Raw genomic sequence first — 15339 nt, 5'->3', positions numbered from 1 at the left:
TGAAAAACCATAGGATGAGGTGTGGGTAGGGGTGAAATGCCAATCGAACCCGGAGATAGCTGGTTCTCCCCGAAATAGCTTTAGGGCTAGCCTCGGATCAAGAGTCATGGAGGTAGAGCACTGATTGGGCTAGGGGCCCCCACAGGGTTACCGAACTCAGTTAAACTCCGAATGCCATCGACTCATGTCCGGGAGTCAGACTGCGAGTGCTAAGATCCGTAGTCAAGAGGGAAACAGCCCAGACCACCAGCTAAGGTCCCCAAGTAATCGTTAAGTGGCAAAGGATGTGGAGTTGCCCAGACAACCAGGATGTTGGCTTAGAAGCAGCCACCATTCAAAGAGTGCGTAATAGCTCACTGGTCAAGTGACTCTGCGCCGAAAATGTAACGGGGCTAAACGATTCACCGAAGCTGTGGATGCCGCCACATTCACTCTGTCTTTCATGATCGTCGGCGAAGGACATTTGCCGAAAACATCTTTTCGGCTAAATGCCATAGCGAAACGATGTGTGGAAGCTGGAGTGAATGCGGTGGCATGGTAGGGGAGCGTTCCAAGCAGCAGCGAAGCTGCTTCGTGAGAAGTGGTGGAGCGCTTGGAAGTGAGAATGCCGGTATGAGTAGCGAAAAGAGGGGTGAGAATCCCCTCCACCGTAAGCCTAAGGTTTCCTGAGGAAGGTTCGTCCGCTCAGGGTTAGTCGGGACCTAAGCTGAGGCCGAAAGGCGTAGGCGATGGACAACAGGTTGATATTCCTGTACCACCTATTTTCGTTTGTACGATGGGGGGACGCAGGAGGGTAGGGAATCGCGCGACTGGAAGTGCGCGTCCAAGCAGTGAGGCCGAAAGGATAGGCAAATCCGTCCTTTCTACAGGCTGGGCTGTGATGGCGAGGGAAATTATCAGTACCGAAGTTCCTGATCTCACACTGCCAAGAAAAGCCTCTAGGAGAAAATAGGTGCCCGTACCGCAAACCGACACAGGTAGGCGAGGAGAGAATCCTAAGGTGCTCGGGAAAACTCTCGTTAAGGAACTCGGCAAAATGACCCCGTAACTTCGGGAGAAGGGGTGCCCCGGTAGGGTGAAAGCCCGAGGGGGCCGCAGTGAAGAGGTCCAGGCGACTGTTTAGCAAAAACACAGGTCTCTGCTAAGCCGCAAGGCGATGTATAGGGGCTGACGCCTGCCCGGTGCTGGAAGGTTAAGGGGAAGGGTTAGCGCAAGCGAAGCTCTGAACCGAAGCCCCAGTAAACGGCGGCCGTAACTATAACGGTCCTAAGGTAGCGAAATTCCTTGTCGGGTAAGTTCCGACCCGCACGAAAGGCGTAACGATCTGGACGCTGTCTCAACGAGAGACCCGGTGAAATTGTACTGCCAGTGAAGATGCTGGCTACCCGCGACAAGACGGAAAGACCCCGTGGAGCTTTACTGTAGCCTGATATTGAATCTAGGTACGACTTGTACAGGATAGGTGGGAGTCTGAGAAGCCGGAGCGCCAGCTTCGGTGGAGACGCCGGTGGGATACCACTCTGGTCGTATCGGGGTTCTAACTCGCCGCCGTCACCCGGCGGGAGGACCGTGTCAGGTGGGCAGTTTGACTGGGGCGGTCGCCTCCTAAAAAGTAACGGAGGCGCTCTAAGGTTCCCTCAGCGCGGTCGGAAATCGCGCTCCAGAGTGCAAAGGCAGAAGGGAGCTTGACTGCGAGACCTACAAGTCGAGCAGGGACGAAAGTCGGACTTAGTGATCCGGTGGTTCCGAGTGGAAGGGCCATCGCTCAACGGATAAAAGCTACCCCGGGGATAACAGGCTTATCTCCCCCAAGAGTCCACATCGACGGGGAGGTTTGGCACCTCGATGTCGGCTCATCGCATCCTGGGGCTGTAGTAGGTCCCAAGGGTTGGGCTGTTCGCCCATTAAAGCGGTACGCGAGCTGGGTTCAGAACGTCGTGAGACAGTTCGGTCCCTATCTGTCGTGGGCGTAGGAAATTTGAGAGGAGCTGTCCTTAGTACGAGAGGACCGGGATGGACGCACCTCTGGTGTACCAGTTGTTCCGCCAGGAGCACCGCTGGGTAGCCAAGTGCGGACGGGATAAGCGCTGAAAGCATCTAAGCGCGAAGCCCCCCTCAAGATGAGATTTCCCATTCCCCTGTGGAAGTAAGACCCCTTGTAGATGACGAGGTTGATCGGTCCGAGGTGTAAGCGCAGCAATGCGTTTAGCTGACGGATACGAATCGGTCGAGGGCTTATCCTACTTCATCTCTTCATCTTGCAACACGCTTTATTCCAATCTAATTTTCAGGGTGTGGTTCACACCTTGAAACAACAACATAACGTCTGGTGATGATGGCGGAGGGGATCCACCCGTTCCCATACCGAACACGGAAGTTAAGCCCTCCAGCGCCGATGGTACTTGGGTCTAAGCCCTGGGAGAGTAGGTCGTTGCCAGGTCACCAACCCCCACTTCATTCTGAAGTGGGGGTTTTTGTTGAATAAGGGCAGAGTGAGGGGGTACAGCACTCTTTTTGCAAAACAAATTAAAGAAAATTCATTTACTCGGTTGCATTTACAGGCGATTCTGATATACTACTGATAACAACAGAGATCATACCTATTAACACTTTGTTTTTAGCAAGAGTTCGAATCCTTAAGCAAATTAAAAATGAAGCAGCCGACTTATGCAAGAGAATGATCGTAAACTTATTTTAAACAATAGGATTATTTATTTTATTCATTATATAACTACAATAGTTGTTGACAAGATGAATAGAGGTTACTATAATCGTTTTTAATAACTTGACAAAGCAATCATTTCACATTCTCACAAACTCACACCCTTACAAAATGGTTTACCGGTGGCTTCAACCGGATGACAGGCAAGAAGACGGTTAAGTGTTTTAAGATTGAATTTTTAGAAAATAACAACACAACTTTATCACTCAACTACGGTGAAGAGGACAAGCGGAAGTGGGCGCTGACGGTACAGAGAACCATCTCATGGCTGAGAAGATGGGCGTCATCCCATTTCATGCATCACCTCTGAGTTTTGCCTTTCAAAGAGGAAGCATTCTCAAGTAGAAGGCAACGGCTGGTTTCCGTTAGCAAACTAAGGTCCTGCAAAGGACTTGGTGAGTCTGCTTTTCGTGAGAAAAGTAGAGAAGCTGAGTGGTACCGCGAGTGTTTCTCGCCTCAGCGTCAAATCAAACGTTTGAAAGGAAGAGAAACGTTTGTTTGATCGCTGGGGCTTTTTTGTACTGACTCATGGGATGGCAATCGCTTAGGAGAACTCCCGACCATGCCTTCAATAAACAAATCAGCTTGTAGGCGTTTCTTGTTGAGAAGCGAATGTTGGGTAAACCATTGTGAGGAAAGGTTGTGAAACAGGATGAACACTGGAGTTAGTCAGAAGATTGAAAAAATATCCGGTGCCAGGATGGTTGTCCAGTGTTTGAAACGCTTAGGTGTCGACACGATTTTTGGATATCCTGGTGGTGCGATATTGCCGATTTATGACGCGCTTTACAACAGTGGAATCCGTCATGTGTCGACGCGACATGAACAGGCAGCCATCCATGCTGCCGAAGGATATGCCCGCGCAACGGGGAAGGTGGGAACGGTGATGGTCACCTCGGGGCCAGGTGCAACCAACTTGGTAACCGGCATTGCTGACGCTTTTATGGATTCTGTCCCTCTTGTCATCATTACGGGTCAGGTGGCCACATCTATGTTGGGAACAGATGCTTTTCAAGAAGCGGATGTGCTGGGAATCACGTTGCCTGTAACCAAATACAGTTACCAAGTGCATGATCCAGCCGAGATTCCAAAGATTATCCAAGAGGCTTACCATGTAGCTGGTTCAGGTCGACCCGGGCCCGTTTTGATTGACATACCGAAAGATGTGTCTAATGCGGAGGCTGAATGTCAGTATCCAGACCGAATCTCTTTGCCCGGCTATCGTGTCGCGGAAGAACCCGATCCAGAGCAAATTGCCAAGATCGCCACTGCGATTGCCCAAGCTCGGCGCCCCCTTTTATATATCGGTGGTGGCATCATTCACGCTGAAGCGTCAAGGGAGTTGAGGAATTTTGCCAAACAGGCCAACATTCCCGTTGTCACGACGCTGATGGGCTTGGGGGCATTTGAACCAGATGATCCGTTGTTTTTGGGAATGCTGGGCATGCATGGAACCTATGCCGCCAACATGGCTGCTTATGAATGTGACTTGTTGATCGCCTGTGGTGTGCGCTTTGATGATCGAGTCACAGGCAAGTTGGAACGATTCTCTCCCCATTCAAAGAAGGTGCATATCGACATCGACCCCGCGGAGATCGGCAAAAATGTAGCAATTGATTATCCGTTGGTATGTGATGTGCGAAAGGCGTTACTGCGACTGTTGGATCAAGCCCCCCGACCAGACAGCGATGCGTGGGTTAACCAAACAACAAACAGGGCACAAGCGTTTCCTTTAACCTATGAGCAACGTCCGGATGGGGAGTTGAAACCACAATTTGTTATCGATTATTTGAGTAAGGTGACGGAGGGCAAAGCGATCGTCACGACTGAAGTAGGGCAACACCAGATGTGGGCGGCGCATTTTTACCGGGTATGCCAACCGCGCAGTTTTATCACATCAGGTGGTTTGGGGACGATGGGATTTGGCTTTCCGGCGGCCATGGGGGCGCAGTTAGCCAAACCGGATGCGACCGTCGTTTGCATCGCCGGGGACGCTTCATTCCAAATGAATATACAGGAACTGCAAACGATCGCGGAAATGAACATCCCCGTGAAGATTTTTGTCATCAACAATCATTTCTTGGGGATGGTGCGGCAATGGCAGGAGATATTCTACGATGGACGTTATTCAGAATCGCGGCTTAGTTCGCCCGATTTTGTGAAAGTGGCGGAAGCGTTCCATGTGAGAGGGATACGCGCCACCACCAAGGAAGAAGCGGAACGCGCCATTGACGAAGCGTTGCGTTATCCTGGTCCGATCGTGGTTGACTTCCAAGTAGAAGAAGAGGAAAGTGTGTTTCCGATGGTACCTCCGGGCAAAGGCAATAATGAGATGATTTTGGGAAGGTGGGAAGGATGAAGCAGACAATCAAGCTGAGGGTGAATCCCAAGTCTAGCGCATTGGCGAGAGTTGTGGGGATGTATGTGCGCAGGGGCATCGACATAGAACACCTGCTGGTGGAGAAAGAGGAGCGATCCGACTTTTCTACCATGACGATCACCATGGATTGTGACACTTTCAAATTGGAGCAGATGATAAGGCAGTTAAGCAAGCAAATTGATGTCATCGCTGTTCAGAAATTGTCTGGCGAAAGCCATTAAATCTCACATTCACACAAATATCGAAAAAGGGAGACGGATAACATGCATATGTATTATGACAATCATGCGGATTTAAGCGTTTTGGCAAACAAGACGGTGGCGGTGATCGGCTATGGGTCTCAAGGGCATGCTCAAGCACAAAACTTGCGGGATTCCGGCGTAAACGTGGTGATTGGGTTGAGACCCGGCAAATCATGGAAACAAGCAGAGGCTGACGGATTTGAGGTGCTGACGGTTAGAGAAGCGAGCGCCCGCGCCGATGTGATCCAACTTTTGTTGCCTGATGAATACCAAGCCAAGGTGTACAAGGAAGAGGTGGCGCCTGGATTGACTGCCGGCAACATGCTGCTGTTTTCACACGGGTTTAATGTTCACTTCGGCCAAATCGTTCCTCCTGAAGATGTGGACGTGGCCATGGTGGCACCCAAGAGCCCTGGTCACTTGGTGCGTCGCGTATTTAAACAAGGCGGTGGTGTGCCGGGGTTGCTGGCGGTTTATCAGGATGCGACGGGCCAAGCCAAACAGGTTGCACTTGCTTATGCCAAAGGATTGGGCTGTACCAAAGCGGGGGTATTTGAAACAACTTTCCGTGAAGAGACCGAAACAGATCTGTTCGGTGAGCAAGCTGTTTTGTGCGGAGGCATGACGGCCTTGGTCAAAGCAGGATTTGAAACGTTGGTGGAGGCCGGATACAGTCCTGAGATTGCCTACTTTGAATGTCTGCACGAATTGAAACTGATCGTAGATTTGATGTACGAAGGAGGTCTTTCCCGGATGCGCTATTCCATCTCCGACACAGCCGAATTTGGGGATTACATGACCGGGAACCGCATTGTCACTGATGCGACCAAAGAGGAGATGCGCCAAGTGTTGCGTGAAATTCAACAAGGGGAATTCGCGAAAAAATGGATTCTCGAAAATCAGGCAGGGCGTCCTTCTTACAACGCGATCAAGCAGCAAGAGGCCAATCATCCGATTGAAGAAGTGGGGGCCAAATTGCGTCAAATGATGAGTTGGATGCAGAAATAAGCGAAGCAGAGGGCTGGATGCGGAGGTCGGTGAGGAGATGATCAATGTAAAAGAGGCCGTCGGCCCGGGCGATGTGGTGAGTGCCCGGAGCGCGCTCAAGGACGTCATCAGACAAACGCCACTGGAGTATGACGCGCTATTATCCGATCGGCATCAATGTCAGCTTTATCTCAAACGTGAAGACTTACAGGTTGTTCGTTCTTTTAAACTCAGAGGGGCTTATCACTTTTTAAGCCGCCGTTCAAGAGATGAATTGGATCGCGGGGTCGTATGCGCGAGCGCTGGCAATCATGCGCAGGGGGTTGCCTACTCTTGTCGCATGTTGCAGGTGCAAGGAAAAATATTCATGCCTACCACTACGCCTAATCAAAAGGTGAACCAGGTTGCGCGTTTTGGCGGTCCATATGTGGAGATCGTCTTGACCGGAGATACGTTTGACGCTTCGTTCGCTGAGGCGATGCGAGTGTGTGAGCGAGAACGAAAGCTGTTTGTGCATCCTTTTGATGACCCGGATGTGATCGCTGGGCAAGGAACTGTGGGATTAGAGATCATTGAACAGTTTCCCGGTTCCATTGATTACTTGTTTGTCGGCATTGGCGGAGGAGGATTAGCTGCCGGTTTGGGCACCTACCTAAAAAAGGTCAGTCCTATGACCAAAATCATTGGTGTGGAGCCCGCCGGCGCCCCGGCGATGCATGCGTCATTGTGCCAAAACGAAAGAGTCATGTTGCGCGAACTGGATAAATTTGTTGATGGTGCGGCAGTGCAGCAAGTGGGCACGCTGACACTGGAGATTTGCAAACAAGTGCTGGACGACGTGGTACTGGTGCCAGAAGGGAAAGTTTGTTCTACCATCCTGCAATTGTACAATGAGAATGCGATAGTTGTAGAACCTGCAGGAGCGTTGGCTTTGGCTGCCCTCGATTTTTATCGGAATGAGCTCAAGGGCAAAAACGTGGTCTGTGTGATCAGCGGCGGGAACAACGATATTGACCGTATGTCTGAGATTAAGGAAAGATCGTTGATTTATGAAGGATTGAAGCATTATTTCATCATTAACTTCCCGCAACGAGCCGGCGCTTTGCGGGAATTCATCAATGGGACTTTGACGGAGCAGGCGGACATCACCCGATTTGAATATATCAAGAAAAATAACCGTGATAGCGGCCCCGCTCTGGTGGGAATTGAGTTGAAGGAGAGGGATGAATATCCACTGTTGATTGAACGAATGGAACAAAATCAGGTGGATTACATGGAAATCAATAAGGATCCGAACTTATTTCATCTGTTGATTTGACTGACCAGGAGGGATGCCGTGTGAGAAAAATGAGAAGCGACACGATCAAACGAGGGTTTGACCGCGCTCCGCATCGTAGCTTGTTGCGGGCGACTGGACAAATTCGGGATGAGTCCGATTGGGATAAACCGTTCATCGCCATCGCCAATTCATATATTGACATTATTCCCGGACACGTTCATCTGCAAGCGTTTGGCGAATTGGTGAAAGAAGCGGTGCGTGAAGCGGGCGGCGTACCGTTTGAATTTAACACGATCGGGGTGGATGATGGGATTGCCATGGGACACATCGGCATGCGCTATTCCCTTCCCAGTCGAGAGATTATCGCTGATTCCATAGAAACGGTGGTGTCAGCCCATGCGTTTGACGGTTTGATCTGCATTCCCAACTGTGACAAAATCACTCCGGGCATGATGATGGCGGCTTTGCGAGTAAATATTCCCACCATCATCGTGTCCGGCGGTCCCATGAAAGCGGGGAAAACAAGTGACGGTCGCTCCATTTCTTTGGCTTCCGTGTTTGAAGGTGTCGGCGCTTACCAAGCGGGCAAGATTAACCAAGCCAACCTGGAGGAATTGGAACGGTATGGCTGTCCAACATGCGGCTCTTGTTCAGGGATGTTCACCGCCAATTCTATGAACTGCCTGCTGGAGGCAATCGGTTTGGCTCTCCCGGGCAATGGAACCATCCTGGCTGTGAGCGAAGAGAGAAAAGAGCTGGTCAAGCAAGCGGCGAAACAACTTTTGCGATTGATCGAGTTGGATTTGAAGCCGCGTGACATTGTGACCGAGAAGGCCATTGACAACGCGTTTGCTTTGGACATGGCCATGGGAGGATCTTCCAATACAGTGTTGCATACGTTGGCTATTGCTCATGAGGCGGGATTAGACTATTCATTGGAGCGGATCAACCAGTTGGCCCAAAAAGTGCCGCATTTGTGCAAAGTCAGCCCCGCTTCCGACTATCACATTGAAGACGTGCATCGGGCAGGCGGCGTCTCCGCCATTTTGAACGAGCTTAGTAAAAAAGAGGGAGCCTTGCACTTGGATCAGATCACTGTCACGGGCAAAACCTTGGGAGAGAATATCTTGGGAGCGGATATCTTGGATCAAGATGTTATTCGGCCATTGCCGGATGCCTACTCGCACACAGGTGGTTTGTCGATCCTGTTTGGCAACTTGGCTCCCGATGGCGCTGTGATCAAATCAGGCGCCGTTCAAAACGGCATCACCCGCCACGAAGGGCCGGCCATTGTTTTTGATTCCCAAGATGAAGCTTTGCAAGGTATTGCTTCAGGAAAAGTGCAAGCGGGACATGTTGTCGTCATCCGATATGAAGGTCCCAAAGGAGGGCCGGGCATGCCCGAAATGTTGGCGCCAACATCTCAAATTGTGGGGATGGGCTTGGGAACGAAAGTGGCCTTGGTGACAGATGGGCGCTTTTCGGGGGCAACTCGAGGGATTTGCGTTGGCCATGTTTCCCCTGAAGCTGCGGAAGGAGGCCCCATTGCCTTCATTGAAGACGGAGATATTGTAGTGATTGACATCGAGCAAAAGAAATTGGAAGTGCAGTTGTCGCCAGAAGAGCTTGAACGAAGACGAGCCAAGTGGTCCGGTTTTGAGCCAAAGGTGAAAACGGGGTATCTTGCTCGTTATTCCAAACTGGTTACCTCCGCCAGCACCGGGGGAGTTATGAAAATTTGAGGGTAGTAAAAGCGGGCACAGCCAATCTTATTCATATTGTTGCCCGCCTCCTCCTCATTCCCGCAGGATAAAGAAGTGAAATAATCTGAATAGATGAAATAAGGGTTTATGTGTTGACTTAAATGCAATCATTTAGTAAGATCGTATTTGTCGCCGCGATGAGCGGTGCAAAATGATATGAAGTGTTCCTTGAAAACTAAAGAGTGACAACGTGACCTGTCAATTCGATGAAACACTAAACACTAAAGTGTTAAGTGTTTCACAACTCCGCGAGCTTTGCTCGGCGGAGTATCAACTTCGAGCATAGACTCAAACCTCAGTTTCGCACTTCGGTGTGAAACCTTTAACGGAGAGTTTGATCCTGGCTCAGGATGAACGCTGGCGGCATGCCTAATACATGCAAGTCGTGCGGGGGTCTCCGGACCCTAGCGGCGAACGGGTGAGTAACACGTGGGCAACCTGCCCGTAAGACTGGGATAACTCCGGGAAACCGGTGCTAATACCAGATAATCTCTTTCTCCGCATGGAGAAAGAGTAAAAGGCTTCGGCCACTTACGGATGGGCCCGCGGCGCATTAGCTGGTTGGTGAGGTAACGGCTCACCAAGGCGACGATGCGTAGCCGACCTGAGAGGGTGATCGGCCACACTGGGACTGAGACACGGCCCAGACTCCTACGGGAGGCAGCAGTAGGGAATTTTCCGCAATGGGCGAAAGCCTGACGGAGCAATGCCGCGTGAGTGATGACGGCCTTCGGGTTGTAAAACTCTGTTCTGAAGGAAGAAGTTCTGACGGTACTTCAGGAGAAAGCCCCGGCTAACTACGTGCCAGCAGCCGCGGTAATACGTAGGGGGCGAGCGTTATCCGGAATTATTGGGCGTAAAGCGCGCGCAGGCGGTCATTTAAGTCAGGTGTGAAAGGCTGCGGCTCAACCGCAGAGCGGCACCTGAAACTGGATGACTTGAGTGCAGGAGAGGAGAGCGGAATTCCCGGTGTAGCGGTGGAATGCGTAGAGATCGGGAGGAACACCAGTGGCGAAGGCGGCTCTCTGGCCTGTTTCTGACGCTGAGGCGCGAAAGCGTGGGGAGCAAACAGGATTAGATACCCTGGTAGTCCACGCCGTAAACGATGAGTGCTAGGTGTCGGGGGGTCCTACCCTCGGTGCCGAAGGTAACCCATTAAGCACTCCGCCTGGGGAGTACGGCCGCAAGGCTGAAACTCAAAGGAATTGACGGGGGCCCGCACAAGCGGTGGAGCATGTGGTTTAATTCGAAGCAACGCGAAGAACCTTACCAGGGCTTGACATCCCGCTGACCGCTCCAGAGATGGAGCTTCCCTTCGGGGCAGCGGTGACAGGTGGTGCATGGTTGTCGTCAGCTCGTGTCGTGAGATGTTGGGTTCAGTCCCGCAACGAGCGCAACCCTTATCGCTAGTTGCCAGCATTCAGTTGGGCACTCTAGCGAGACAGCCGGTGAAAGCCGGAGGAAGGTGGGGATGACGTCAAATCATCATGCCCCTTATGTCCTGGGCTACACACGTGCTACAATGGCCGGTACAATGGGTCGCCAACCCGCGAGGGGGAGCTAATCCCACAAAACCGGTCTCAGTTCGGATCGCAGGCTGCAACTCGCCTGCGTGAAGCCGGAATCGCTAGTAATCGCGGATCAGCATGCCGCGGTGAATACGTTCCCGGGCCTTGTACACACCGCCCGTCACACCACGAGAGTTTGCAACACCCGAAGTCGGTGAGGTAACCTTTTGGAACCAGCCGCCGAAGGTGGGGCAGATGATTGGGGTGAAGTCGTAACAAGGTATCCCTACCGGAAGGTGGGGATGGATCACCTCCTTTCTAAGGAGCTCTTTCTAGAGCATATCGATCATTTTCTTGGGTCACGTGATACTCACTCTTTAGTTTTCAGGGAATACCAAGCCCCAGCCTTAGGCTGGGGCTTTTTGATTTGCATGGATAGGATGTCGGACGGTTGGGATGTTGACCTAGTTTGGATAGAAAAAACACGTTTCCTTAGAATGATTATATGTGCAAGATGAAGGGTTTGAGAAAGCGTAGGGACATGTTCATTGTACATGGATAGAAGAGGTGAACTAAATGAATGAAGACAATTCCTGCAATTGATCCAAAAGCATGAACAGTATGCAAACCAAAAACCGCAAGGATATCGCTTGATTGGATTTTTTGGGCTATGCCGTTTTTGGCGGCGCGTTAATTTTGACTTTGGGCTTGCTGGCGCTTTCGATATTTATATTTATTTAAAAAGGATTTAGTTTTGGCGCCTTAAAGCTATTATTGATGACTCTGCCATTGTCCTACTTCCTGCTTCGTGTACATAAGGTGAAAAAATACCAACCTAAGGGGATTGTTTTGTCTCCAAAAGATGTGCCACAGTTGTTTCGCACATTGGATGAGTTGACTACTAAAATGAAAGCGCCGCGATTTGATACCGTTATTTTGGACGACAAGTGGAACGCTTCTGTTGTGAGCATATCCAAGTCGATGCTTCTAGGTTCTCGACGGCATGTGTTACATATTGGCTTGCCTATGCTTATTGGTCTCGATGATCAGCAAGTGAAAGCTGTATTGGCGCATGAGATTAGGGCGTGTCTGGTGAATGATTAATTGAGCCACATGATCAAGGAAATCAAGGTAATGGCGGCACAAAAATAAACCGCCCGTTTTTCATAACGAGTGGCGAAGCCACGCCATTGCTTCAGGCGGTTAATACAGCGTTCAATCACGTTTCGGCGTGAATATTGTTCTTTGTTGAAGGTCAGAGGACGCCCCGGCTTTTTGGCCCGACGCTCCGCCTGATCTCTGCGTTCGGGGATGGTATGGGAAATCCCACGTTTTTGAAGAAATCGACGACAAGACGGATAACTGTAGCCGCGATCGGCAATCAGATGATCCGGCCTCTTGCGAGGCCTTCCTTTTCCCAAACAGGGAACGGAAATGGAATCGAGTAATGCTTGTAATTGGGTACAGTCATGCTGTTGACCGGGAGTGATTGTAAAAGCAAGCGGTCGACCTTTTCCGTCACAAGCAAGATGGATTTTGGTCGTCAGACCTCCGCGGCTTCGTCCGAGTGCCTCATTCTGGAAGCGAGGGTCCCCCTTTTTTCGGCGCGCCTGCGGCGTGCTGATGAGCTCGGACAATCGTGCTGTCAACGAAAACAACCCAATCGACATCGGAAACGGCGTGGGAGTAAGTCTGAACATGCTTAAGCAAGCGATCCCACGTCCCATCCTTTTGCCAACGTGTAAAACGATAGTAGCAAGTTTTCCAAGAACCATAACGTGCAGGCAGATCCCGCCAGGGAGCTCCCGTCCCAAACTTCCACAGGATTCCGTTCAAAATGGTTCGGTGGTCTTTCCACTGTCCGCCTCGTTTCCCATTCGAAGGCAATAAAGGCTCGATCTTTTCCCAAGCCTCATCTGTAATCTCATAACGCCGTCTCATCATGATGTCTCCTTGCTTTTGTTGTTATGAACATTCTAACAGGAAATCATGATGGATTCACCAGACACGCCCTAGCCACATATCGGGCAAAGATACCACCTTGGGAGCGTGGGTGTACCGTTGGATCAGCAGTGGAAAGGATTGGTGCATTATTTTGAACAAGATGAAGACGAATGGCTGCAAGCGCTGTTCCGCAAATTTATTCAATGGTATTATCCCCGCTTTTGTGCCTTAACCTTTGTCATGCGTCGTCAACAAGAGTATATTGCTGATGCCAATGCGGCCAATGCGACTTCAGCACAAGTGACGGCCGAGAGCCTGGTGATGAATCATGCAGGCGGACGGTATTATTATCAGGAGTTTTTGCCGGCGGTGTTGGAAGAAGCTGAGCAAAGCAACGAAGAACCACGGCCGTTGACCCGGCTCTATGAACTCATGGCAAGTATGGATGAGAAGCGGGAGAGGCTTGAGGAATATATGCAGAAAGCATTGGTTGAAAAGACCGGGTATGCCGATTCTCATCCTTCGCTCTCTGACCGATTGAATGCATTACGGTGCCAACCGGTGTTGCCGAGCTTGCGCAATCAAGCCGTTGATGTCTATTTGAAGAATGGCGCCGGATTGGGTGAGCAAGGTGGAGGAGTTCCTCAATCTTATGGAAGTGACTGGTGAACTCACCAACTTTGAAGAAGCTTATGCCTATGCCAAACAAGTGAAGCAACAACTGAAAGAGGAAGAAGAAAAAGAGTTGGCGCTGTATCAGGAGCTAAAGAACAAGCCTTCTAAGACGTTGGATGAGCTTTATCAGCTTGCTGATCTCGCTTTTAGCGTAGATAACCCGTTAGAAGGAGTCAAAGTGTTGCGGCAGATCATAAGCACCTATAAAATCCTGCTGACAAGGGCCCTTGCGCTTTTTAAATTGGGTAAAGTCCAGCTGGCTATCGATGAAGTAGAACAAGGAGTGAAACTGTTTGAGATAGCCACACAGCGATTATCGACTGCGCTGGGAAGCATATGATTTTTTGAGGAATTTTTTTACAGAGCGAGGAAAAGCGGCCCAATATGAAAGAAAACTAGAGCACTGGGAAGAACTTCTGGCATTGTCTGATGAAGAGTGTGAACAGGATTTTGATGGGGAAGAGGAATTACTTCCACATGGTCTCTCGTCTGAGACGTTTGAAAAAATCAGAGAGGATTTAGAAAGTGTGACGCAGATCGGTGCGGTTTATATCGCACGGCGCGACATGTCATATATTCCGCAACGAGCTTGTTATTTTATTGCCGTTGAGCCGCTGACACCGCTCAATGAAGAAGAAAGCGAAGCGCTCGGCGACCAAGTCGATGAAATGTTGGTGCATTGGATTGGTGATGACTATTACCATCTTTATGTTTTGGAGGAGCAAGATTTGTTGGAGCCTTTCATTGAAGCGCCCCATACTTGTGTGTTTCGTGCAAAGGCGTATCAGAAATAGGATTGTCGTCAGCCCGGCTACCCTTGGGGGACCGGGCTTTCTTTGTGCATGAGGATTGAACGTGACGATTATAGACTGAGTTTTGTGAGTTTAAATGACAAGACTGACCCAGGGCATGCCGTTTTATGATATATTTTGGTTGAGCCTTGTTTAGGGTTTGGTCAAATCTGCTTTATAAAGGGTGAAATTATCATATATGTTCAAGCCAATTTTTGAAGAACGATCGTCGATGAGTGAACGAATTATTTCGCAGATTATGGATGCCATTGTAAAAGGAGAAGTGAAGCCTGGAGAGCGGTTGCCGACAGAACGGGATCTGGCTTCTTTGTTCCAAGTCAGCCGCACTGTGGTTCGTGATGCGATCAAAACGCTGGCCGGCCGTAACATTTTGCATGTGAAGCATGGGAAGGGCATCTTTGTGGCCAACATTCAACCGACAGACATCGAGTCTTTTTCCCAGGCTAATTGGGAGGATGCTGCTGTCCATGATTTGTTCGAGATTCGAAAAGTGTTGGAGACGGAAGCAGCAGCCTGGGCGGCAGAGCGGCGACAAGCGCATCATTTGGAGAAGCTGGAATGGATTATCCAAGATGCAAAAGCGCATTCAGACGAACCGGAAGTGTTGGATGAACGGGATGCGCAATTCCACATGGCTATTGCAGAAGCTTCTTGCAACTTGGTTTTGGTGAAGATCATGCTCTCTTTGCTTGACTTATTGGCCAAAAGCAGACAGGGAAGTTACAGTATTCCTGGACGGTCGTTAGAATCATTGCAAGACCATGAATTGATCATCGAAGCGATCAGGGAACAGGATCGAGAGCTAGCCCGGCAACGGATGTTGCAACATCTCGAAGGAGTGGAACAAACGGTCAGCAAACATGGAAACAAAGGATAGCCATCCATATCAATGAAATCGCTTCCAATTTGAAGGGGATTAAATTTTCAAAGTGGCATCTCTTATGCGTTCGACAAGCTCGGACTGTCTGGAGGATTGATGAGCAACGCCTGGTTTTTCGCCCATGCGACCGGCAACAAATGCTTTGCT

The 15339-nt window shown here is 50.2% G+C and carries 11 protein-coding genes and 3 rRNA genes (1 of these 14 cut by a window edge); 13 read left to right on the top strand and 1 reads right to left on the bottom strand.

The features are described from left to right. The 9 genes from NYR52_RS10180 to NYR52_RS10140 all read left to right on the top strand — a co-directional run. Positions 1-2243, top strand: a 23S ribosomal RNA gene (locus NYR52_RS10180); it begins 795 nt to the left of the window's first position. An 82-nt stretch (positions 2244-2325) separates the two neighbouring features. Then, positions 2326-2440 (top strand): 5S ribosomal RNA (gene rrf, locus NYR52_RS10175). Positions 2441-3374: 934 nt separating this feature from the next. After that, entirely contained in the window at positions 3375-5081 is a 1707-nt protein-coding gene (ilvB, locus tag NYR52_RS10170; protein WP_132223934.1) for a biosynthetic-type acetolactate synthase large subunit, read from the top strand. Next, positions 5078-5323, top strand: a complete 246-nt coding sequence (gene ilvN / locus NYR52_RS10165; RefSeq protein ID WP_022739119.1) for an acetolactate synthase small subunit — start codon at positions 5078-5080, stop codon at positions 5321-5323. The genes ilvB and ilvN overlap by 4 nt, the downstream gene beginning before the upstream one ends. A gap of 42 nt (positions 5324-5365) precedes the next feature. Further along, positions 5366-6352 (top strand): ketol-acid reductoisomerase, encoded by a 987-nt coding sequence (locus NYR52_RS10160; protein WP_132223931.1) that lies wholly within the window; start codon positions 5366-5368, stop codon positions 6350-6352. Positions 6353-6389: 37 nt separating this feature from the next. Then, entirely contained in the window at positions 6390-7649 is a 1260-nt protein-coding gene (ilvA, locus tag NYR52_RS10155) for a threonine ammonia-lyase IlvA (RefSeq protein ID WP_132223928.1), read from the top strand. A gap of 20 nt (positions 7650-7669) precedes the next feature. Beyond that, a complete protein-coding gene (gene ilvD / locus NYR52_RS10150) occupies positions 7670-9352 on the top strand; it encodes a dihydroxy-acid dehydratase (protein ID WP_132223925.1) in 1683 nt (560 codons plus the stop codon). A gap of 343 nt (positions 9353-9695) precedes the next feature. After that, positions 9696-11199, top strand: a 16S ribosomal RNA gene (locus NYR52_RS10145). 531 nt (positions 11200-11730) lie between these two features. Then, positions 11731-11985 (top strand): M48 family metallopeptidase, encoded by a 255-nt coding sequence (locus NYR52_RS10140; RefSeq protein ID WP_259435583.1) that lies wholly within the window; start codon positions 11731-11733, stop codon positions 11983-11985. Here the strand turns inward: NYR52_RS10140 and NYR52_RS10135 are convergent. Then, positions 11982-12822 (bottom strand): IS5 family transposase gene (locus NYR52_RS10135; protein ID WP_375163144.1). Its coding sequence is split into 2 segments (ribosomal slippage): positions 11982-12485 and positions 12487-12822, totalling 840 coding nucleotides; the frame shifts between segments, so codons are not numbered across the junction. The two genes, NYR52_RS10140 and NYR52_RS10135, sit on opposite strands and share 4 nt — an antisense overlap. 120 nt (positions 12823-12942) lie before the next feature. Between NYR52_RS10135 and NYR52_RS10130 the strand changes: the two genes are divergently transcribed. The 4 genes from NYR52_RS10130 to NYR52_RS10115 all read left to right on the top strand — a co-directional run bounded on the left by NYR52_RS10130 (position 12943) and on the right by NYR52_RS10115 (position 15189). Continuing rightward, entirely contained in the window at positions 12943-13494 is a 552-nt protein-coding gene (locus NYR52_RS10130; protein WP_259435582.1) for a M48 family metalloprotease, read from the top strand. Further along, positions 13478-13840, top strand: a complete 363-nt coding sequence (locus NYR52_RS10125; protein WP_132223967.1) for a hypothetical protein — start codon at positions 13478-13480, stop codon at positions 13838-13840. Before NYR52_RS10130 ends, NYR52_RS10125 begins: the two co-directional genes overlap by 17 nt. A 4-nt stretch (positions 13841-13844) precedes the next feature. Next, positions 13845-14294 (top strand): hypothetical protein, encoded by a 450-nt coding sequence (locus tag NYR52_RS10120; RefSeq protein ID WP_132223970.1) that lies wholly within the window; start codon positions 13845-13847, stop codon positions 14292-14294. A gap of 196 nt (positions 14295-14490) precedes the next feature. Next, on the top strand, positions 14491-15189 hold the full coding sequence (locus tag NYR52_RS10115; RefSeq protein ID WP_022739181.1) for a FadR/GntR family transcriptional regulator: 699 nt from the start codon (positions 14491-14493) through the stop codon (positions 15187-15189). The last annotated feature ends 150 nt before the right edge of the window (positions 15190-15339 follow it).

It is taken from the genome of Laceyella sacchari (assembly GCF_024927925.1).
Lineage (GTDB): Bacteria > Bacillota > Bacilli > Thermoactinomycetales > Thermoactinomycetaceae > Laceyella > Laceyella sacchari.
Note: the sequence above shows the minus strand (reverse complement) of the source record. Positions and strands in the feature narration are given on the sequence as shown.

Bases quoted from the DNA above. Each gene is read 5' to 3' on its own strand.
- ilvA (WP_132223928.1), top strand. From the start codon at position 6,390: ATGATCAATGTAAAAGAGGCCGTCGGCCCGGGCGATGTGGTGAGTGCC.
- NYR52_RS10160 (WP_132223931.1), top strand. From the start codon at position 5,366: ATGCATATGTATTATGACAATCATGCGGATTTAAGCGTTTTGGCAAAC.
- ilvN (WP_022739119.1), top strand. From the start codon at position 5,078: ATGAAGCAGACAATCAAGCTGAGGGTGAATCCCAAGTCTAGCGCATTG.
- NYR52_RS10125 (WP_132223967.1), top strand. From the start codon at position 13,478: ATGGAAGTGACTGGTGAACTCACCAACTTTGAAGAAGCTTATGCCTAT.
- NYR52_RS10115 (WP_022739181.1), top strand. From the start codon at position 14,491: ATGTTCAAGCCAATTTTTGAAGAACGATCGTCGATGAGTGAACGAATT.
- ilvB (WP_132223934.1), top strand. From the start codon at position 3,375: ATGAACACTGGAGTTAGTCAGAAGATTGAAAAAATATCCGGTGCCAGG.